Source organism: Luteolibacter ambystomatis, from assembly GCF_018137965.1.
In the GTDB taxonomy this organism is placed as follows: domain Bacteria; phylum Verrucomicrobiota; class Verrucomicrobiia; order Verrucomicrobiales; family Akkermansiaceae; genus Luteolibacter; species Luteolibacter ambystomatis.
This window is the reverse complement of sequence record NZ_CP073100.1, coordinates 1,873,669-1,894,719: the sequence shown is the minus strand read 5'-3', so window position 1 is coordinate 1,894,719 and position 21,051 is coordinate 1,873,669. Positions and strand designations below refer to the sequence as shown.

14 protein-coding genes are annotated in these 21,051 nt (G+C 62.5%); 12 read left to right on the top strand and 2 right to left on the bottom strand.

The genetic code is table 11. The annotated features are described in order from the left end of the window. The first annotated feature begins 107 nt into the window (after positions 1-107). The 4 genes from KBB96_RS07245 to KBB96_RS07230 all read left to right on the top strand — a co-directional run bounded on the left by KBB96_RS07245 (position 108) and on the right by KBB96_RS07230 (position 3,599). Positions 108-1,412 (top strand): PA14 domain-containing protein, encoded by a 1,305-nt coding sequence (locus tag KBB96_RS07245; RefSeq protein ID WP_211633943.1) that lies wholly within the window; start codon positions 108-110, stop codon positions 1,410-1,412. A gap of 63 nt (positions 1,413-1,475) precedes the next feature. Beyond that, a complete protein-coding gene (locus KBB96_RS07240) occupies positions 1,476-1,961 on the top strand; it encodes a hypothetical protein (protein ID WP_211633942.1) in 486 nt (161 codons plus the stop codon). A gap of 197 nt (positions 1,962-2,158) precedes the next feature. After that, positions 2,159-2,935 carry an acyl-ACP--UDP-N-acetylglucosamine O-acyltransferase gene (lpxA, locus tag KBB96_RS07235; RefSeq protein ID WP_226373668.1) on the top strand — a complete coding sequence of 259 codons (777 nt, stop codon included), beginning with the start codon at positions 2,159-2,161 and terminating at the stop codon, positions 2,933-2,935. 43 nt (positions 2,936-2,978) lie between these two features. Further along, positions 2,979-3,599, top strand: coding sequence for an LON peptidase substrate-binding domain-containing protein (locus tag KBB96_RS07230; RefSeq protein WP_211633940.1), 621 nt, complete (start codon positions 2,979-2,981; stop codon positions 3,597-3,599). A gap of 56 nt (positions 3,600-3,655) precedes the next feature. Here the strand turns inward: KBB96_RS07230 and KBB96_RS07225 are convergent, their stop codons facing one another. Then, positions 3,656-3,820 (bottom strand): hypothetical protein, encoded by a 165-nt coding sequence (locus tag KBB96_RS07225; protein ID WP_211633939.1) that lies wholly within the window; start codon positions 3,818-3,820, stop codon positions 3,656-3,658. Positions 3,821-4,078: 258 nt separating this feature from the next. Between KBB96_RS07225 and KBB96_RS07220 the strand changes: the two genes are divergently transcribed. Continuing rightward, the gene (locus KBB96_RS07220) at positions 4,079-7,147 is read left to right on the top strand and encodes an FG-GAP-like repeat-containing protein (protein WP_211633938.1); all 3,069 of its coding nucleotides are present in this window, start codon (positions 4,079-4,081) and stop codon (positions 7,145-7,147) included. A gap of 56 nt (positions 7,148-7,203) precedes the next feature. Here KBB96_RS07220 and KBB96_RS07215 read toward each other — a convergent pair whose 3' ends face one another. Then, positions 7,204-8,139 (bottom strand): LysR family transcriptional regulator, encoded by a 936-nt coding sequence (locus KBB96_RS07215; protein WP_211633937.1) that lies wholly within the window; start codon positions 8,137-8,139, stop codon positions 7,204-7,206. A 140-nt stretch (positions 8,140-8,279) separates the two neighbouring features. Between KBB96_RS07215 and KBB96_RS07210 the strand changes: the two genes are divergently transcribed. The 7 genes from KBB96_RS07210 to KBB96_RS07180 all read left to right on the top strand — a co-directional run bounded on the left by KBB96_RS07210 (position 8,280) and on the right by KBB96_RS07180 (position 20,882). After that, the gene (locus KBB96_RS07210) at positions 8,280-9,446 is read left to right on the top strand and encodes an efflux RND transporter periplasmic adaptor subunit (protein WP_211633936.1); all 1,167 of its coding nucleotides are present in this window, start codon (positions 8,280-8,282) and stop codon (positions 9,444-9,446) included. Positions 9,447-9,546: 100 nt separating this feature from the next. Next, positions 9,547-12,723, top strand: a complete 3,177-nt coding sequence (locus KBB96_RS07205; protein WP_211633935.1) for an efflux RND transporter permease subunit — start codon at positions 9,547-9,549, stop codon at positions 12,721-12,723. Further along, positions 12,716-14,068, top strand: coding sequence for an efflux transporter outer membrane subunit (locus KBB96_RS07200; protein ID WP_211633933.1), 1,353 nt, complete (start codon positions 12,716-12,718; stop codon positions 14,066-14,068). Before KBB96_RS07205 ends, KBB96_RS07200 begins: the two co-directional genes overlap by 8 nt. A gap of 125 nt (positions 14,069-14,193) precedes the next feature. After that, positions 14,194-14,796: a TetR/AcrR family transcriptional regulator gene (locus KBB96_RS07195; protein ID WP_211633931.1), complete on the top strand. Its 603-nt coding sequence runs from the start codon at positions 14,194-14,196 to the stop codon at positions 14,794-14,796. 70 nt (positions 14,797-14,866) lie between these two features. Beyond that, entirely contained in the window at positions 14,867-16,060 is a 1,194-nt protein-coding gene (locus KBB96_RS07190) for an efflux RND transporter periplasmic adaptor subunit (RefSeq protein ID WP_211633930.1), read from the top strand. 125 nt (positions 16,061-16,185) lie between these two features. Then, the gene (locus tag KBB96_RS07185; protein ID WP_211633929.1) at positions 16,186-19,368 is read left to right on the top strand and encodes an efflux RND transporter permease subunit; all 3,183 of its coding nucleotides are present in this window, start codon (positions 16,186-16,188) and stop codon (positions 19,366-19,368) included. A gap of 161 nt (positions 19,369-19,529) precedes the next feature. Then, positions 19,530-20,882: an efflux transporter outer membrane subunit gene (locus tag KBB96_RS07180; protein WP_211633928.1), complete on the top strand. Its 1,353-nt coding sequence runs from the start codon at positions 19,530-19,532 to the stop codon at positions 20,880-20,882. Positions 20,883-21,051 lie beyond the last annotated feature (169 nt).

Here is a 21,051-nt window from a genome sequence, read left to right as displayed (position 1 = left end):
TGTTTTTGCTGGAGTGGAGAAGTCGGAGTAGTGATATAATCAAAGGGTTGTGACGATTGTTGAATCGCTTCGTCACAAATGTTACTTGCAATTTTTGTTCTATTGCCATGACCTCCGATGATTTTGATCAGCCGCCGCAGGCAGTCCACGCTGCGGAAAACAAGCCGTCTTTTTGGAAGAAACTGGGTGGTGGATCGCTTTCGATCTCCCTCATCGTTCACGCCATCCTGCTCTCGATCGGGCTGGTGTGGATTTTCCAAGTGATCCCGGACAAGGTGCCGGATCCCGATTTCATGCCGAAGGGTGGCGGTGGCGGCTCTCCGGGCGTGAAGGAGATCAGCAACAAGAAGCAGCGCGCGACCATGTCCACGCCGAATACGCCGCGCATGGCGGCGAAGGGGGCGACCAGCAGCTTCGCGCTTCCCGAGCCGGACGCGGCCTCGGCGATGTCCTCGGTGGGCTCGCTGAGCAGCGGCGGATTGTCGGGCGGTCTCGGCGGCAGCGGCTCCGGTGGCGGCCGTGGCGATGGCCAGGGCAAGGGCTTCGGCAGCGGCATGGGCCCGGGCCTCGGTGGCGGCAATGCCAGCGGTATGAGCCCGTTCGGCATGATCGATCCCAATGCCAATGCGCTGGTGGGCACGTTCTACAACATCGACCGCCGTTCGGACGGCAACGAACTGAAGACGGACAATCCGCGGCAGTGGGACATCATCAACGACTTCGTCACGCGCGGATGGAAGGATGCCAGCCTCGCGAAGTACCAGGCATCCCCGAAGAAACTCTATCAGACCCGCATCTACATGCCTGCGATGAATGCGGCGGAGGCACCGAAGGCGTTCGGCATGACGCCGGACGAGCATCCGCGCTGGATGGTGGTCTATCGCGGCACGATCATTCCGCCGAAGACGGGCAAGTACCGCTTTGTCGGAGCGGGGGATGACACGATGGTGGTGCGTTTCAACAACCGGAACATCTTCGACTTCGGCTTCATTTCGGGCACCGTGCGCCATGAGACCTTCCTCGCCGCGCTGAAGGATCCCAAGCAGCGCAATGCCCTGCGCGGTTGCCCGATGGAGGCTCCGGTGACCTTTTATCAATATCCCACCACGGGGAACTGGAACAGTCAGATCGGCGGTTGCGCGGTCGGGCCGGAGTTCGAAGTCCAGGCGGGCAAGGAGTATCCCATCGACATCCTGATCTGCGAAGGCTGGGGCGGACTTTTCGCCGCCTCGCTGATGATCGAGGAGGTAGGGGCGACCTATCAGAAGTCCTCCAGCGGATCACCGATCCTGCCGCTGTTCCGCACCGATGGCACCCTGCCGGGCAAGCTCAATGGTGACAACCAGCCGCCCTACGATCCACAGGGCTCGATCTGGACCGTGTCCAAGCGCACCGCGATCGGCGGCATCTGATCTCAATAAGGTCGTAGGAGAAATCGCCGTGTCATTTTGCCGGAGATCCGCTATCGGAGGGGCGTGAAGCCTTTCCGTGCGATCACCCTGACCGGCGTTCTCCTGCTGCAAGGCAGCTGCGCCACGCATTACTACAATGTCTCGGGCGAACGATCGGAGCCGGAGGTCCGGCAGCGGATCGGCAGTCCCGTCAGCCGCGCTCCACAAACCCGCGAGGGCAGGGTGCTGCTGGCTTCCGGCATTGGCAACTTCCTGGCCAGCCGTCCGCCCGCCGTGCTGAAGGATCTGGGCGAAAGCCCCGGCACACCGGCACGGCAGCGCCGCGTGGTGTACTCGGCGGGGTTTGTTCCCTCGAAGGTGCCCGCGAGCCGGACGTTCCGGTTGGTCGAGAAAACCCCGAACCGAGACAAGGTCACCGACTATCAGGTCAGCTATGTGAAGCGCGTTTCGGTATGGGAACGCTTCAAGTTCCTGCATGATGACGAGCGTACCCTGGCGAGGGCGCTGGCATGGTCGCATGTGAAGAGTGCGCGCAGCGGCCGGGAGTGATCTTTCTCTTCGTATGTAGTTCCTCCTTCAGGAGGGCGGAGGAGACATCTTTGCTCCTGACTGCGGCAAGTACCGAGAGCTGGACGGGAGCCGCAAGACGGTTGAGTTTGGCTGCGGAGTTCTCCGCGCCCTCCTGAAGGAGGAACTACGCACGAAGAAACCTTTCCAGCACCGGTCTGTCCGCCCAACATCCCGGCGTGCCGCAGATCCATCCCTCCGCCATCGTTTCGCCGGAAGCCATCATCGCTGATGATGTGACGATCGGGCCTTTCTCCGTGATCGAGGGGCCGGTGAAACTTGCCGCCGGGGTGAAGATCGGCGGACATGCCTGTATTACCGGCGATACCGAGATCGGCGAAGGTTGCGACATTGGTTGGGGCGCGGTGGTCGGTGCGGATCCGCAGGATCTTTCGTTCGATCGCTCGACGCGTTCCGGAGTGCGCCTCGGTCCATTCAATGCGCTGAGGGAATACGTGACGATCCACCGCGGCTCGAAGAACGGCACCTACACCACGCTGGGGGAGAGGAATTTCCTCATGGCGGGCGTCCACCTCGCCCATGATGTCACGATGGGCAATCACAACGTGCTGGCGAACAACGTGCTGTTGGGAGGTCATGTCCGTATTGGCAACCGCGTGTTCCTCGGCGGCGGAGCAGGCTTCCACCAGTTCATCCATGTGGGGGATTTCGCGATGGTCCAGGGAAATGCCGCAATCAGCCAGGACGTGCCGCCCTATTGCATCTGCCACGGCCAGAACCAGCTTGCGGGCCTCAATGTGGTAGGCATGCGCCGCGCCGGATTCGATGCCGCCGCCCGCTCGGAGATCAAGGCTGCGGCGAAGCTTTTGCTCTTCTCCCATATTCCGCTTTCCCAGGCACTCGCGCTCGTTGCACAGAGCGAGTGGGGTGCGGCAGCCAGAGCGCTGATCGATGCCGTGGCGACACCTTCGAAAAAAGGCGTGATTGTAGGCTGATCCGGTGGAAGGTGCCGCTGTTAGTCAGACACCCGATCCATTCATGTCCGCCCTCCATCTCCCCGAAACCTGCGGCGTGATGCTGCTGCCGGATTGCACGTTGTTTCCCCATGGCGGGCTGCCCCTGCGGATCTTCGAGCCGCGCTACCGCAAGATGCTGGAGGACTCGTTGGAGGGCTCGGCGTTCTTCGCCGTCACCCGCCTGCTGGGTGAGGAGACGCGCAATCCCGCGGACTGTGCCGCGGAGGTCGGCACCATCGGACTCGTCCGCGCTTCCCACCAGCAGGAGGACGGTACCTCGCAACTGCTGCTGCACGGGGTGATCCGTGTGAAGTTCACTCATTGGCATCTGGAGAAGCCGTATCCCTATGCGACTATCGAGCCATTGATCACGTTCTTCGAGCCGGAGGCTCAGGCAGAGGCGGCAATGAAAACGCTGCGCGGTGCGGTGGAGGATGCGATCCGCGACATGCCGGATGAGGTGAAGCAGCAGGTGATGAACCTGATCCACCATGGCAATGAGCCGCCGCTGCTGACCGACATCGTGGCCCAGCAGTTCGTCCATGATCCGGACGTGCGCCAACAAATTTTGGAAACCGACTCCGCGGGCAAGCGCATCGGCATGATCTGCGAATACCTCCGCAAGGCCACCGGCCACGGATGAGCGGATGTGAGTCCCGGAGCCACCCCGGCTCCGGGACCCGCCTGATTACACAGGCTTCACCCCTGACGCCTTCTGCGCGTCAATAAAAGAGTCATGCCGGGTCCGCCGAGCAGGGCGGACGAGGGCTCCGGTACGAGGTTGAGATTGCCGTTGTAGCCGGGAAGATGGACCTCGGAGCTGGTCGTCAGGCTGTTCGCGAAGATCGAGCCATTGATGTGCACGGTAGGTGGGAGGAGTCCGTTGCCGCATCACGCGGTAGCGATGCACGCAACATGGCCGATTTTGATGCTGATGCAACTCATGCAATCGAGTGATCGTGATATCACGTAGATTGTTGGAAAATATAAACTTATGCAAATGAGCGGCGTTGCATTTTGAGCTGCGAGTCCGGTCGGCGAGGGATTGTGAAGATTCCGTGAAATCGGCGAATCACACGGGATTTTACTGGCGAGGCGGAACGCGGGCTCCTAGTTCGTGCCATGCCTGCCCGCTCAGCTCTTGTTGCCGCCGCGCTCGCCATGCCCGTTGCCGCTTCTGCGGCCGTGTGGGATGTGCCAGCGGAATCCGCCATCCGTTCCTTTTGGGAGTATGCGAACTTCTCTGGTACTCCTCTCTTTACGATGGATACCCCATCAGGGCGCGAGGTGATCGTGAAGTCCGGCTCATTCTGGTATGCCATGGTGTGGGATCCGGCGACCTCTTCTTTCCAGCAGAAGCACGTGGCACCTGCTGTTGGGAGCGCGCTGCGGATCGTACCGGCAAGGATGACCGGCGGTGCCACCCCCGAGATTGTCGCGGGATACAATGATGGGACCGTGTTGGCTTACGATCCGGTGACCTTCGAACTGGTCAAAACGGTTCAAATCCCCGTCGGCTTTTCGACCACGCCCAGAGGGATGCAGATCGCGGATGTGGATGGTGACGGTCTTCCGGAGATTGTGGCGCAGACATCCAGCGCGCTGAGCGTGTATGACCGAAACGGGGTCTTGTTATGGACCACATCCCTGTCGCCTAGCGGTACGACCTGGGATATCGCAGTCGGACAGGTGGACGACGATCCGGCCAAGGAAATCGTCCTGTCATCGGGGCGTGTCATCGATTGCGCAACACACGCGATCCAATGGACGCGCCCGTCGGACTGGCCCACATGGTCCCAGCTGGTTCTCGCGGATGCCAATGGCGACGGCCGGGACGAGGTTTACAGTTTTGTGACACAGGCTTCCTCGTATGGATTTTCGGCTGCTGACGTGCAAGAAAACCGGCTCCTGATCAACCAGCCTCGTTCGTCCGCGGTCAAATCTCTCACGATCGCCGACATCGACGATACTCCCGGCCTGGAGTTGCTGATTGGTGATGCCGAGGGAATCTCAGGTTATTCCTTGAATGGGGGATCGTTCGCCTTCGACTTCGGGATATATGTCCCGGATGGTGGAGCGGAGAGCATCCTGGCGGGACGCGATGTGGATGGAGATGGTGTCAAGGATCTGCTGGTGAGTCCGAACGGAAGCTCGGTAGGTGATTTTCCTTTTCTGCTGGTTCGCGGGGATACCTTGGCAGGACGGTGGGCGGGAAATACGCTGTTGGGTAGTCCGTTTCTCCCTCCCGTGGTCGGAGATATCACAGGCGATGGGATTCCGGAAATCATCGGTGCCTCAAGCTACTCCTTCCATGGAAATGTCGTGGTCTTCGACTGCCAGTCCCTGGAGATCCTCGCAACGTCCGATCAGCTTCCTTCCGCTGACTCGAATTTCGGAATCACCAGTGTGAAACTCCGTGATGTCGACGGCGATGGTACCAAGGAAATCGTGATCACCGGAGATCATGCCAGCCAAGGTGACATCTCGATATTGCACTACGAACCGGGCAGCAGGACGTTCCACAAGATTTGGTCGAACCCTGACAAACCTGCGGACGCCAGCTACACCAACGCGGAAATCGTCGATTTGGATGGAGATGGCAGACTCGAGGTCGTTGCCGTGAACAAAGGCGGGGATGGTTCGCGTGTCAGCATCATCGACTACACGACAGGCACGGTGGAATGGCGTTCACCGATCCTGGGCACGGATACGAAGGGCTTCACCTGCATGGAGATTGGAGATGTCGATGGAGATGGTGCTCCCGAAGTTGTTCTTTGTGGCACCGGCAATGGCCTTGCCGTGGTGGATCTGGTTGCCCGGTCCGTGGAGCTTTCCGTGGGAGGAGGCGTTTCCGCGCTGACTCTCCAAAACAACGGATTCACCTTGGGCAAGACCGACGGCAAGACCGTTCGCTATACGGCGACCGCGCCGGGAACCTATTCCGCCGGAACTCCGCTGGCCGTGTCGAACGCGAAGATCAGCGGTTTGCTTTCGGGCTCGGACCAGGGCCTGTGGATCAACTCCGGAAACCGCTTCCAGTATTGGCCGGATTCGACGGGACCGATCTGGTCCACGGAAACCCGTGCGACATTGAGCGATGGCGTGCCGGGATTGCTCTGGACCGCGGATGGTTACGAGGCATTCGGTGGTTACGAGTATGGTTTCTCCGCGTTTGAGACCGCGCCCGCGGGTGTGGAGGTGAGACCTGCCGTGGGGCTCAGCCTTGGCGCTCTTGCGATTTCCGAAGGTTCGCAGGCCGGATCTTCCTTCACCGTGTCCCGCACGGGTCCGACTTCGTCGCCGCTCGACGTGCGCCTCACGTTGGCTGGCACGGCGTCCATTTCGGATGTGACCATCCAGGGAGCTGCCAATGCCGGAGACGGCATGTGGGTGGCCACCATCCCGGCAGGATCGGCGACCACTGCCGGAACGATCAAGGCCGTGGATGACACGCTCGCGGAAGGCCCGGAAAAACTCGTCGTGGCATTGGTTCCCGGGAACGCATACAAGGTCGATTTTCCGGGCGTGGCTACCCTTGATGTCGCGGACAACGAAACCGCCGTTTCCATCGCGCTGCTCAACGGGCTCTCCCAAGCTTCTGAAACCGCCGCTGCTGGTTCGCGCGGCTTCGTGATCTCCCGCACGGGCGATCTCTCGAAGGCTCTGAAGGTGAACCTGGTGGCCTCCGGCTCCGCTACGGCGGCGAAGGACTATCGCAAGCTGCCCACCACCGCAACCATCGCCGCAGGCCAGTCTTCGGTGACCGTGCCTTTCACCCCGACCGCGGACAAGATCGTGGAAGGCATCGAAACGGTGACTCTGACTGTTACCAGTGGCACGGGCTATGGAACCATTGCGGGACGTTCGGCCGCGACGATCGAGTTGCTGGATGTGAGCTCGGTGGTCAGCCTGCAAACCCAGGCTCCATCCGTGTCGGGTGTTGATGTGCCTGTCGTCCGCAGCGGTGGCTTGGAACAATCGGTGACGTTCACACTGGTGGAGGAGAAGAATCCGGTCGGCGGCCGTCCGTCTTCCACGCGCCGCCGCGTCACTTTCCCGGCGCACGCTTCTTCGGCAGTCTATCACGTGAAGTCGGCCAAGGCGGCTTTCGGCTGCACCGTGTCGCTGCTGCCGGATACGTCGTTCGTGTTGGGTGATAAGACTTCGGCAACCTTCACGGTCACCCGCTGAGAAGGGCTTGTATTCTGATTCCAAGGCGCGGTGGTCTCCACCGCGCCTTTTTTATTTCACGCCGCGCCTTCCATCCCGGCGGCGGGGGACTTGAAGGGCACCGGCAGGCGGTCCTTCAGGCGGCGGATGAATTCATGGACGAGCGGCGAGGCCACGTCGTCCTTCCACACGGCCCACATGCTGAAATCGAGGTCCGCCTTGGTGGCGATGAGCGGCCGCAGCACGATGCCGTGAATCCGGTTCAGATCGAGGATGCGCGGCAGGAGGGCCACGCCGTGATCCGCGGCGATCATCGTGAGCAGCGAGTCAAAGCCCTGGATGTAGCGCGTCGGGCCGTGGGTCACACCCTCGGCGTTGAAAAAGGTCCGCACGTCCTTGCAGTGCTTGGACTCCGATTCGCGGCCCAGGCACAGCAGGGTTTCGCGGGTGATGTCACCGAGCGTGAGACTCTTCCTCTCCGCCAGCGCATGGCCGTGGTAGAGCGCCACGGCGAACTTCGTCTGAAGGATGCGCAGGCTCTTGAAGCCGCGGGGCAGGGCAGCCTTTTTGCCATAGGCGAAACCGATGTGGATCTGTCCCTTGGTGAGCGCGTCCAACTGGTCGGGCGGCATCATTTCCACGAAACCCACATCCACGTCCGGGAATTCATCACCGAAGGATTTCAGCGCCTCCGGCATGAAGCCGGCGGCGATCGGGCCCACGCTGGCGATCAACAAATGACCACGGCGGCCCGCCTGCACCTCGCGGGCGAGGACCTTGGCGCGATCCACATGGGCGAGAATCGCCCGCGCATCCACGAGATACGTATTTCCCGCATCGGTTAATGTCACGCGGACCGTGTTGCGATCCAGCAAAGTCACGCCAAGTTCCTCCTCGAGGTCCTTGATCTGCTTGCTCAAGGCGGGACGCGTCACGTTCAAGCGCTCCGCTGCACGCCGGAAGTTCAGTTCCTCCGCCACGGTGACGAAATAACGCAGGTGCCTCAGTTCCATCCACGGCACTGGTAACCTGTAGTTTCCACTCTGGAAACAACAAAGTCATTCCGAACGAGCGTTTGAGCAGTTAAATACCATCTTGTTTACCGCGAGGTCCGCAACGACATCCGGCTTCATTCCCCGACCTTACCGCCCTTATGAGATCCTCCTTTTACGCGCTGTTTCCCTTGATCGCCGCCGGACTCACCGGTTGCGAGAAAAAGGCGGCCCCGCCGATGCAGATGCCTCCGGCCGCCGTCTCGTTCGTTCCGGTTTCATCGGAGAAGGTGGAGCTCACCCGGGATCTTCCCGGCCGGGTGGACGCCGTGCGTGTCGCCGAGGTCCGTGCCCGCGTCGCTGGCATCCTGCTCAAGCGCACCTTCGAGGAAGGCGCGAACGTGAAGGCCGGCCAGGAACTTTTCCGCATCGATCCCGCTCCATTGGAAGCTGCCAAGGCCAGCGCCGAGGCCTCGCTTGCGAAGGCCGCCGCCAACCTCAAGCAAGCCCAGACCACCGCGAACCGTTACTCCGAACTGGTCAATGTGAAGGCCATCAGCCGCCAGGACTACGACCTCGCCCAAGCCGCCGTGCAAACGGCTCAGGCGGAGGTCCAGACGGCGGAGGCCGCGATCAAGACCGCCGGACTCAATCTCGGCTACGCCACCGTGACCGCGCCGATTGACGGCCGCATCGGCAAGGCGCTCGTCACCGAGGGTGCGTTGGTCGGTCAGACCGATGCCACCAAGATGGCGGTGATCCAGCAGCTCGATCCGATCTATGTGGACTTCACCCAATCCAGCACCGACCTGCTCGCGTTCCGCCGCGCGTTGAAGGAAGGCAAGCTCGACAAGGACGGAGCTTCGGTCGTGAAGCTGCTGCTTGAAGACGGTACGGAATACCCGCAGCCCGGCAAGTTGCTGTTCTCGGAAGTGTCCGTGGATGAAACCACCGGCATGGTCAGCCTCCGCGCCCAGTTCCCGAATCCGGAGCACACGCTGCTGCCGGGCATGTTCGCCCGCGTCCGCGTGACCCAGGCGCTGAAGGACAACTCCATCACCGTGCCACAGCAGGCGGTGACCCGCGGCCAGGGCGGTACCGGCAGCGTGCTGGTCATTGATGATTCCAACCACGTCCAACTCCGCATGATCCGCACCGATGCCGCCGTGGGCAACAAGTGGGTGGTCACGGAAGGCCTCAAGGCGGGTGAACGCGTGGTCATGGAAGGCCACCTCAAGGCCCGTCCCGGCGCCGAGGTGAAGCCCGAGCCGTTCGTTTCCAAGACCGCCTCGAGCAACAACGGCAAGACGGCCCCGGACAAGGGCTGAGGTTCCGTTGCTCCTCCTGTCTAACAAGCAACACGCGCCCGTTTGGTCGCGCTCCGGACTTTCTTAGTCATTTCGTTTCAGTTATCAGTCATTTCCTATCATGGCCCGTTTCTTCATCGACCGCCCCGTGTTCGCCTGGGTGGTCTCACTCCTGATCTGCCTCCTCGGGGTACTCGCGATCACCGGTCTGCCGGTGGCCCAGTATCCGAACGTGGCTCCGCCCGCCATCTCCGTGAAGGCGGTCTATTCCGGTGCTTCCTCGGAAACCCTCACCGACACGGTGACCTCGGTGATCGAGCAGCAGCTCAACGGCATCGACAACCTGCTCTACATGTCGTCCACCGCGGACGCCTCCGGGGTGACGATCATCACGCTCTACTTCAAGCCGGGCACAAACGCGGATACCGCGCAGGTACAGGTGCAGAACAAGGTGCAGCTCGCCACACCGAGCCTGCCGCAGGTGGTGCAGCAGACCGGTATCACCGTGGCGAAGGCGACGCGCAACTTCATGATGTTCTTCACGCTCTCGTCCGAGGACGGCAGCCTGGATGAAATCGCCCTGGGCAACTATCTCGCCGCCAACGTGCTCGACCCGATCCGCCGTGTGGAAGGGGTGGGGGAGGTGACCCAGTTCGGCACGCAGTATGCCATGCGTGTCTGGCTGAACCCGGACAAGCTGGTGAGCTACAACCTCACGCCCGCCGACATTTCCGCGGCCATCCAGGCCCAGAACACGCAGGTGCCCATCGGCCAGATCGGCATGCTGCCATCGGTCGACCAGCAGCAGCTCAACATCATCATGCAGGGCCGCGCCACGCTGCGCGACGTGCAGGAGTTCAACAACATCGCCCTGCGTGTGAACACCGACGGCTCGCGCGTTTATCTGCGCGATGTCGCCCGTGTTGAACTCGCCGGTGAAGACTATTCCAGCCGCGCCCGTGTGAACGGCCGCCCTTCGTCCGCCGCTGCGATCAAGCTTGCTCCGTCCGCGAACGCGCTGAATACCGCCGAGGCGATCCGCGCGAAGCTCGATGAACTCTCGAAGTTTTTCCCCGCCAGTGTGCGCGTGGATTACCCGCTGGATACCTCCGCCTTCGTGAAGATCTCCGTGGAGGAAGTGGTGAAGACCCTCGTGGAAGCCATCGTACTGGTGTTCCTCGTGATGTATCTGTTCCTGCAGAACTTCCGCGCCACCCTGATCCCGACGATCGTGGTGCCGGTGGCCTTGTTGGGAACCTTCGGTTGCATGGCGGCCTTCGGCTTCTCGATCAACGTGCTCACCATGTTCGGCATGGTGCTGGCGATCGGCATCCTCGTGGACGATGCCATCGTGGTGGTGGAGAACGTGGAGCGCATCATGTCCGAGGAGGGCCTGTCGCCGAAGGAGGCGACACGAAAGGCCATGGGACAGATCACGAGCGCGCTCATCGGCATCACCCTTGTGCTGACCGCGGTGTTCATCCCGATGGCCTTCTTCGGCGGATCGGTGGGCACCATCTACCGCCAGTTCTCGATGTCGCTGGTGGCCTCGATGATTTTCTCGGTGTTCCTGGCCCTGTCGCTCACTCCGGCCCTTTGCGCCACCCTGCTCAAGCCGGTGGAGGCTGGACATCATCACGAGAAGCGCGGCTTCTTCGGCTGGTTCAACCGCGCGTTCAATGCCTTCACCCACAGCTACTCGGGCTGGGTGCGGGCGCTTGTGAAGCGCACCGTCTTCGGCATGGTGGCATTGATCGCCATCATCGTCGGCGTGGGATTCCTCTACGTGAAGCTGCCGTCCGCGTTCCTTCCGGACGAGGACCAGGGCTACTTCCTTACCAACGTGAACCTGCCCGTGGGCGCGGCGGATACCCGCACCCGTGACGTGATCCTCCAGATGGAGGACTACCTCGGCAAGCAGGAGGAAATCGAAAGCTACATCACGGTGGCGGGCTTCAGCTTCAACGGCCGCGGCCAGAACTCCGCGCTCGCCTTCGTCCGTCTCAAGCCTTGGGAAGAGCGCAAGGGCGCGCAGCACAAGGTGCAGGAGGTGATCAAGCGCGCGATGATGGGCTTCGGCGGCATCAAGGACGCGATCGTGTTCCCGCTCAATCCTCCAGCCATCGCCGAGCTCGGCACCTCGACCGGCTTTGACTTCTGGTTGAAGGACGAAGCCAATGTGGGTCATGAGAAGATGATGGCCGCCCGCGACCAACTCATGGCCGAAGCCGTGAAGAGTCATGTGCTCGCCGGTGTGCGTGTGCAGGGTCTCGAAGACGCCGCCGTGCTCAAGGTGGAGCTCGACCAGGACAAGGCCGTCGCGCTCGGCGTCTCTCTGGCGGACATCAATACGACGATGCAGACGGCGTTCGGTTCCTTCTACGTGAACAACTTCGTGAACGGCCCGCGCATCCAGCGCGTGATCGTGCAGCTTGATGCGAAGTTCCGCATGAGCCCGGAGGATTTGAAGAACGTTCACGTGCGCAACAAGAGCGGGCAAATGGTGCCGCTCGGCGCCTTCCTCACCACCAACTGGAGCTTCGGTTCGCCCCAGCTCCAGCGTTACAACGGGGTGCCGGCGGTGAACATCGCGGGTGCCGCGGCGCCGGGCCGCAGCTCCGGTGAAGCGATGGTCGAGATGGAACGCCTCGCCAAGGATCTGCCTCCGGGTATCGGCTATGAATGGAGCGGCCAGTCTTATGAGGAACGTCTTTCCGGCTCGCAGGCACCGATGCTCTATGGCCTTTCGCTGCTTGTGGTGTTCCTCTGCCTCGCGGCGCTTTACGAGAGCTGGTCGATCCCGTTCGCGGTGATCATGGTGGTGCCGCTGGGTATCATCGGTGCTCTGCTCGCGGTGACCATGCGTGACTTCCCGAACGATGTGTTCTTCAAGGTGGGCCTGCTCACCACGGTGGGTCTGGCGACGAAGAACGCCATCCTCATCATCGAATACGCGGTGGAACTGAGGGCGAAGGGCATGAGCTTGGTCGAGGCCATCGTGGAGGCTGTGCATCTGCGGCTCCGCCCCATCCTGATGACCTCCATGGCCTTCATCCTCGGCGTGATGCCGCTCGCGATCAGCACCGGCGCCGGTTCGGCGAGCCAGAATGCGATCGGCACCGGCGTGGCCGGGGGCATGTTCGCCGCCACCGTGCTCGCGATTTTCCTCGTGCCCGTTTTCTATGTGTTCGTCAGCCGGTTGGTGGGCGGCAAGAATGCCGACGCCCCGCGCGAACCTGAAGGCCCCGGCGAAGACTCTTCTGAAACTCCCGAGAAAGGAGAAACACAACATGCATAAGACACTCGCACCTCTGGTCATCGCCCCGCTGCTGTTGAGCGGTTGCTCGTTGATCCCCGACTACCAGCGCCCGGGCGCTCCCGTCGCGGACCGTTGGCCGAACGGTGGCGGCTCGTCCAAGGATGGCATCGATTCCCGCGGCTTCTTCGGCGACCCGCGCCTGCGCCGCATCATCGCCCTCTCGCTGGAAAACAACCGCGATGTCCGCATCGCCGCGCTCAACGTCGAGCAGATCCGCGCCCAGTACCGCATCTCGCGCTCCGAGCTGTTCCCGACCGTCGGCGTCGGCGGCGAGGCCACCAGCGGCCGCAGCGCCGGCACCACCACTCATCTCTACGGGGCAACGGTCGGCGTGACCTCCTACGAGCTCGACCTCTTCGGCCGTGTCCGCAGCCTGAACAAATCGGCGCTGGAAAACTACCTCGCTTCGGATGAAGCGCGCCGCGGCGTCCAGCTCGCGCTGGCCTCCGAAGTGGCCACGCAGTATCTCACCGAGCGCGCGCTGCTCGAACAGATCGCCTTGTCCGAGCGCACGCTCGGCGCGGTCAGCAAGACCTACGACCTGATCAACCAGCGCTTCACCGCGGGTGATGCCTCGGACCTCGATGTCCAGTCGGTCAACACCCAGGTGCAGACCGCCAAGGTGAACCTCGCGACCTACCGCCAGCAGCTCGCCCAGACGCAGAACGCGCTGATGCTGCTGTCCGGCAACTCGATCCCGTCGAACCTGCCCGGCGGCCGCGGCCTCGACTCCGGCATCGTCCACGACCTGTCGCCCGGCCTGCCTTCGAGCCTGGTCACGCGCCGCCCGGACATCCGCGAGGCGGAGCACAACCTGATCGGCGCGAATGCCGACATCGGTGCGGCGCGGGCGGCGTTCTTCCCGTCGGTCACGCTGACAGCGAATGGCGGCACGGCCAGCAACTCGTTCTCGCGACTGTTCAAGAGCGGCAGCGGCACGTGGTTGTTCTCGCCGCAGATCAACCTGCCGATCTTCACCGGCGGCCGCAACCAGGCGAACCTGGACGCGGCGGTGGTGCGCAAGAACATCCAGGTGGCGACGTACGAGAAGACGATCCAGACGGCATTCCGCGAAGTGGCGGACGGCCTCGCTGCACGCAGCGGGCTGGCGAACCGGATCTCGGCGACGGAGGCACTGGTGGCGGCGCAGGAGAAGCGTTTCTCGCTGGCGGATGCCCGTTACCAGCGCGGGGTGGACAGCTACTTCGAGGTTCTCAGCGCGCAGCAGGACCTGTATGCGGCGCAGCAGAGCCTGATCCAGCTGCGTCTGTCGCGCGAGGCGAACCTTGTGTCGCTCTACAAGGCGCTGGGCGGAGGTTGGTGAGCCTTTTCCATGCAAGTGAGTTGAACGTGAGAGGCCGGTGGTGCGAACCACCGGCCTTTCTGCTTGATGCAGGGATTCGAATTTTTCCGCTTGTATTTGACCAAACGGTCAACTACTAGTCGTTTATGGGTCGCGCAAGTGATGGCCGCCAACGTCTGCTCGATGCGGCGTTGAGTTTGATTTGGGAACGAAGCTACGGCGTCGTGACCATCGATGCCATTTGCGACAAGGCCGGGGTGAAGAAGGGGAGTTTCTACTACTTCTTCGAATCGAAGTCCGAGCTCTCGGTCGCCGCTCTCGATGAGAACTGGGAGAAGTGCGGCAAGGTGAAGTGGGATTCCATTTTCTCCGCTTCCGTGCCGCCACTGGATCGCATTACGAACTACCTGCGGATGATGTACGATACCCAGGCGGAACTTCAGAAGGAGCATGGCCAGGTGCTTGGATGTCCTTGTTTTTCATTGGGTACTGAGGTCAGTACTCAGAACGAGGAACTCCGCACCAAGACCCAGGAGATCCTCCAAACCCAGCTCCGTTACCTCGAATCCGCGATCCGTGACGCGCAGGGTGAGGGGGCGATCGCTCCTGGCGATGCGGCGATGAAGGCGAAGTGCCTGTTCGCCTTGTTCGAGGGGGCGATGGGGCAGTCCCGGATCCAGAATGACCTGACCTTCATTCAGAACCTGTCGGCGGTCGTCTTGGATTTCCTCGGTGCGAAGCGCGCCTGAGCAGGTGCTTCCTCTTTTTTTGCTCTGATATTTTACTATTTAGTCAACTACTATTCCTTGATCCTCAGTCGTGAATACCTCTGAAACAGCATCGGCCCCGGTGGTATCGGTCCGCTCCCGGGTGCGGAACATCGCCCTTTCGACCGCGGTCGTGGCCGCGGTGGCGGGCGGTTATTGGGTGACTGGCAGCCATGCGGAATCCTCCGCGCCCGCGGCTCCGCCCGCGCCACCGGCCCCTACGGTCACGGTGGCGGCGGTGGAGGAGCGGCCGCTGGTCGACTACCGCGAACTGCTCGGCCACGTGGATGCGGTGGAGTCCGTGGAGCTGCGTCCGCGTGTCTCCGGCCACATCCAGGAAGTGCGCCTGAAGGCGGGCGAGATCGTCGAGAAGGGCGATGTGCTCTTCACCATCGATCCACGCTGGTACCGCGCGCAATTCGATCTCGCCACCGCTGCGGTGGATCGCGCGAAGGTCCGCGTCTCCATTGCCGAGAGCGAATCGAAGCGCTCGACCGAACTCCGCGAGGTGCGCGCCGTTTCCGCCGAGGAGGCGGAGAAGCGCCAGTCCACGCTGGGCGAAGCGAAGGCCGATCTGGCAGCCGCGCAGGCGACCTTGGAAAGCGCCCGCCTCGATCTGGAATACACGGAGGTGCGTGCGCCGATCCGCGGCCGGGTGAGCCGGGCGCTGGTGACCGCGGGCAACCTGGTGTCCGGTTCGCCGGGCGGAGCCACGCTGCTGGCGTCGATCGTCTCGGTGGGTGAGGTTTACGTCTATGCGGATGCGGACGAGTCCACGGTGCTGAACTTCAACCGCCTCCGCGATGAAGGCCGCATCCACATGGAGAACGGCCGTGTGCCGGTGGACATCCAGCTCACCGACGAAACCGGGTTCCCGCACCGCGGCTACATCGAGTCCACCGACAACCGCGTCGATCCAGGTACGGGAAGCCTCGTATATCGCATGGTGGTCCCGAATCAGGATGGCAAGCTGGTGCCCGGCCTCTCCGCTCGCGTGCGCCTGCCCGTCAGTGCCTCGCAGCCTACGCTGCTGGTCAGCGAGCGCGCGATCGGCACCGACCAGAGCCAGAAGTTCGTGCTCACCGTCGCCCCGGACAAGACCGTGGGCTACCGCTCGGTGAAGCTCGGGCCGCTGGTCGAAGGCAAGCGCGTGATCCGCGATGGTCTCCGCGCCAATGAAACCGTGATCATCAACGGCCTGCAGCATGCCCGCCCGGGCATGACGGTCGAGACCACCAGCATGTGATCCCATCGCGCCATCCGCGCGCGATCCTCCGAAATTGAATCAAAGCCGGGAGCGTTCGTCGCTCCCGGCCGATGGTCCCTCGCCGCCTCATTTGGCGTCTTCCGACCTCCTTCCAGCCTCCCTCAATGAACTTCTCAGACTTCTTCATCAAGCGCCCGATCTTCGCGGGCGTGCTGTCCATCCTCATCCTGCTGGTGGGTGGCATCTCGCTGTGGAATCTTCCCGTCAGCGAGTATCCCGAAGTGGTGCCGCCGACGGTGGTGGTGACCGCGACCTATCCCGGTGCGAACCCGAAGACCATTGCCGAGACCGTTTCGACTCCGCTGGAGCAGGCGATCAACGGCGTGGAGGGCTCGATGTACATGTTTTCGCAGGCGACCAGCGATGGCGTGATGACGCTGACCGTCACGTTCAAGCTCGGCACCGATCTGGACAAGGCGCAGGTGCAGGTCCAGAACCGCGTGGCCCAGGCCGAGGCGAAGCTGCCGGATGAAGTGAAACGCATCGGCGTGACCACGGTGAAGAGCTCTCCGGACATGACGCTGGTGGTGCACCTCTTCTCCCCGGACAACCGTTACGACGATATCTTCGTCCGCAACTACGCCACGCTCCAGGTGAAGGACACGCTGTCGCGTCTGGAAGGGGTCGGCCAGGTGCAGATCTTCGGCTCCGGTGACTATGCGATGCGCGTGTGGCTGGATCCAAACAAGATCGCCTCGCGCGGACTGACCGCCTCCGAAGTGGTGGCCGCGATCCGCGAGCAGAACGTGCAGGTGGCCGCCGGTGCGGTGGGCCAGCAGCCGAACCCGAATCCGGTGGACACCGAACTGCTGGTGAACACCAAGGGACGACTCATCAATGAGGAGGAGTTCGGCGAGATCATCGTGAAGAACGGCGATCACGGCCAGCGCACGCTGTTGCGCGATGTGGCGCGGGTTGAGCTCGGCGCCTCTGGTTACGCGCTGCGCTCGCAGCTCAACAACAAGCCGGCGGTGGCGCTGCCGGTGTTCCAACTTCCAGGTGCCAATGCGATCGCGGTGTCCGACAAGGTCCGCGAGACGATGAAGGAGCTGAAGAAGAATTTCCCGGATGGTCTGGACTACGCCATCGCCTACGATCCAACGGTGTTCGTTCGCCATTCGATCGAGGCGGTGGTGCATACCCTCATCGAGGCGATCCTGCTGGTGGTGCTGGTGGTGATCCTGTTTCTGCAAACGTGGCGGGCCTCGATCATTCCACTGGCGGCGGTGCCGGTGTCATTGATCGGCACCTTCGCGGTGATGCACATGCTCGGGTTCAGTATCAACGCGCTCTCGCTCTTCGGGCTGGTGCTGGCGATCGGTATCGTGGTGGACGATGCGATCGTGGTGGTGGAGAATGTGGAGCGTAACATCGCGCTTGGTTTCGGGCCGGTGGAGGCTACCAAGCGGGCGATGCGAGAGGTGACCGGACCCATCGTGGCGACGGCGCTGGTGTTGTCCGCGGTGTTCATCCCCACCGCCTTCATGCCCGGCCTCACCGGTCAGTTCTACAAGCAGTTCGCCATTACCATTGCGATCTCCACGGTGATCTCGGCATTCAATTCGCTGACGCTTTCGCCCGCGCTCAGCGCGCTGCTGCTGCGCGATCATCACGCGCCGAAGGACGTGCTTACGCGCTTCATGGATCGCGCGTTCGGCTGGTTCTTCCGTCCTTTCAACCGCTTCTTCGATTGGGCGTCGGCGAAGTATTCCGGCGGCGTGCGACGGGTGATCCGCTTCAGCTTTGTCGCCCTGCTCATTTACGGCGGTCTGCTGTTCATGACCGCGCGCACCTATCAGAAGGTGCCGTCCGGATTCGTGCCAGGACAGGACAAGCAGTATCTGATCGCCTTCGCGCAGTTGCCGGACGCGTCATCGCTCGACCGCACGGATGAAGTGATCCGCCGCATGACCGAGATCGCGAAGAAGCATCCCGGCGTGCAGGATTCCATCGCCTTCCCGGGCCTCTCGATCAACGGCTTCACCAACAGTCCGAACTCCGGCATCGTTTTCGCCACGTTGAAGCCGTTCGAGGAACGCCAGGGCGCGGACATGTCCGGCAAGGCGATCGCGGCGGATCTCCAGAAGGAGTTCGGTCAGATCCAGGAGGCCTTCGTGGCGATCTTCCCGCCGCCGCCGGTGAACGGTCTCGGCACCACCGGGGGCTTCAAGCTTTACGTGGAGGATCGCGCCGGTCTTGGCTACGACGAACTCTACACCGCCACCCAGGCGTTGATCGCGAAGGCGAACCAGACCCCGGGACTGACAGGGATGTTCTCCAGCTTCACCGTGAACACACCGCAGCTTTATGCGGATGTGGACCGCGCGAAGGCGAAGCAGCAGGGCGTGCCGCTGGCGAACATCTTCGACACGCTCCAGATCAACCTCGGCTCGCTTTACGTGAACGACTTCAACCGCTTCGGCCGCACCTATCAGGTGGTGGCGCAGGCGGACGCGAAGTTCCGTGCCAGTGCAGAGGATATCGGCCGCTTGAAAACGCGTAACCTGAACGGCCAGATGGTGCCGCTCGCCTCGGTGGTAAATGTGAAGGAAACCTACGGCCCGGACCGTGCGATGCGCTACAACGGCTATCCCGCCGCGGAAATCACCGGCGCGCCCGCACCCGGCTACAGCTCCGGCCAGGCCGAAGCGCTGATGGAGAAGCTGGCCGCCGAGACCTTGCCGAAGGGCATGAAGCTGGATTGGACCGATCTCAGCTATCAGAAGCAGGTGGCGGGGAACACCGGCGTGCTGGTCTTTCCGCTCTGCATCGTGCTGGTGCTGCTGGTACTGGCCGCACAGTATGAAAGCTTCCGCCTGCCGTTCGCGGTGGTGCTGATCGTGCCGCTGGCGATCCTCGCCGCGATGACCGGCGTGCTGATCAAGGACGGTGACAACAACATCTTCACGCAGATCGGCTTGATCGTGCTCATCGGTCTGGCGGCGAAGAACGCAATCCTGATTGTCGAGTTCGCCGTGAAGCTGCGCGAAGAGGGCAGGGGCATCGTGGAGGCCGCGGTGGAGGCTGCGCATTTGCGCCTGCGCCCGATCCTCATGACCTCCATCGCCTTCATCGCCGGGGTATTCCCGCTGGTGACCTCGAAGGGGGCCGGTGCGGAAATGCGCCAGGCGATGGGCGTGGCGGTGTTCTCGGGGATGATCGGGGTGACGATCTTCGGCTTGTTCCTGACGCCGGTATTCTACGTGGTGTTGGAAAAACTCGGAATAAAGAAGCCGAAACCGGCTCCGGCTCCCATGGAAGATGATGGCTTGCAAGAACCCGCGTGATCCCGGGGCGTAGCCGAAGTGGTAACACTTCGGGCGGGGTAAACCAATGCCATCCCTCAGACAACCATTGCCCTTCGATCTCCGGAGAACCAAGCCCTTGGGTGGGGGCGAATCCACCCAACCCGAAGTGTCACCACTCCGGCTACAAAGAAAGACTTCCCATGCACTCCCGACTCTTCATTCCCTTGATCCCGCTGCTGTTGAGCGGTTGCTCGTTGATCCCCGACTACCAGCGCCCCGGCGCTCCCGTCGCGGACCGTTGGCCGAACGGTGGCGGCGGCTCGTCGAAGGACGGCATCGATTCCCGCGGCTTCTTCGGCGACCCGCGCCTGCGCCGCATCATCGCCCTCTCGCTGGAAAACAACCGCGACGTCCGCATCGCCGCGCTCAACGTCGAGCAGATCCGCGCCCAGTACCGCATCTCGCGTTCCGAACTGTTCCCGACCGTCGGCGTCGGCGGCGAGGCCGCCAGCGGCCGCAGCGCCGGAACGACGACGCACCTCTACGGTGCCACCGTCGGCGTGACCTCCTACGAGCTCGACCTCTTCGGCCGTGTCCGCAGCCTCAACAAGTCGGCTTTGGAAAACTACCTCGCTTCGGATGAAGCACGCCGCGGCGTCCAGCTCGCTCTGGCATCCGAAGTGGCCGTCCAGTATCTCACCGAGCGCGCGCTGCTCGAACAGATCGCCTTGTCCGAGCGCACGCTCGGCGCGGTCAGCAAGACCTACGACCTGATCAACCAGCGCTTCACCGCGGGCGATGCCTCGGATCTCGACGTCCAGTCGGTCAACACCCAGGTACAGACGGCGAAGGTGAACCTCGCGACCTACCGCCAGCAGCTCGCCCAGACGCAGAACGCGCTGATGCTGCTGTCCGGCAATTCGATTCCGTCGAACCTGCCCGGCGGCCGCGGCCTCGACTCCGGCATCGTCCACGACCTGTCGCCCGGCCTGCCTTCGAGCCTGGTCACGCGCCGTCCGGACATCCGCGAGGCGGAGCACAATCTGATCGGCGCGAATGCCGATATCGGTGCGGCGCGTGCGGCGTTCTTCCCGTCGGTCACGCTGACAGCGAATGGCGGCACGGCGAGCAGCTCGTTCTCACGCTTGTTCAAGAGCGGCAGCGGCACGTGGCTGTTTTCACCGCAGATCAACCTGCCGATCTTCACCGGCGGCCGCAACCAGGCGAACCTGGATGCGGCGGTGGTGCGCAAGAACATCCAGGTGGCGACGTACGAGAAGACGATCCAGACGGCGTTCCGCGAAGTGGCGGACGGCCTCGCGGCACGCAGCGGGCTGGCGAACCGGATCTCGGCGACGGAGGCGCTGGTGGCGGCGCAGGAGAAGCGTTTCTCGCTGGCGGATGCCCGTTACCAGCGCGGGGTGGACAGCTACTTCGAGGTTCTCAGCGCGCAGCAGGACCTGTATGCGGCGCAGCAGAGCCTGATCCAGCTGCGTCTGTCGCGCGAGGCGAACCTTGTGTCGCTCTACAAGGCGCTGGGCGGAGGTTGGTGAGCCTTTTCCATGCGAGTGAGTTGAACGTGAGAGGCCGGTGGTGCGAACCACCGGCCTTTCTGCTGTGGCAGCCTTTGGGAAAAGGTGGAGTCACCTGTGACTTCATGGTTTTTTCACATTTCCGGACTTGTTCGCCTCCGTGTGATATCTAACTTGGCTACGAAATTTG

Coding starts and splice junctions, on each gene's coding strand:
- KBB96_RS07220 (WP_211633938.1), top strand. CDS start 4,079: ATGCCTGCCCGCTCAGCTCTTGTTGCCGCCGCGCTCGCCATGCCCGTT.
- KBB96_RS07200 (WP_211633933.1), top strand. CDS start 12,716: ATGCATAAGACACTCGCACCTCTGGTCATCGCCCCGCTGCTGTTGAGC.
- KBB96_RS07205 (WP_211633935.1), top strand. CDS start 9,547: ATGGCCCGTTTCTTCATCGACCGCCCCGTGTTCGCCTGGGTGGTCTCA.
- KBB96_RS07195 (WP_211633931.1), top strand. CDS start 14,194: ATGGGTCGCGCAAGTGATGGCCGCCAACGTCTGCTCGATGCGGCGTTG.
- KBB96_RS07230 (WP_211633940.1), top strand. CDS start 2,979: ATGTCCGCCCTCCATCTCCCCGAAACCTGCGGCGTGATGCTGCTGCCG.
- KBB96_RS07185 (WP_211633929.1), top strand. CDS start 16,186: ATGAACTTCTCAGACTTCTTCATCAAGCGCCCGATCTTCGCGGGCGTG.
- KBB96_RS07245 (WP_211633943.1), top strand. CDS start 108: ATGACCTCCGATGATTTTGATCAGCCGCCGCAGGCAGTCCACGCTGCG.
- KBB96_RS07180 (WP_211633928.1), top strand. CDS start 19,530: ATGCACTCCCGACTCTTCATTCCCTTGATCCCGCTGCTGTTGAGCGGT.
- KBB96_RS07215 (WP_211633937.1), bottom strand. CDS start 8,139: ATGGAACTGAGGCACCTGCGTTATTTCGTCACCGTGGCGGAGGAACTG.
- KBB96_RS07210 (WP_211633936.1), top strand. CDS start 8,280: ATGAGATCCTCCTTTTACGCGCTGTTTCCCTTGATCGCCGCCGGACTC.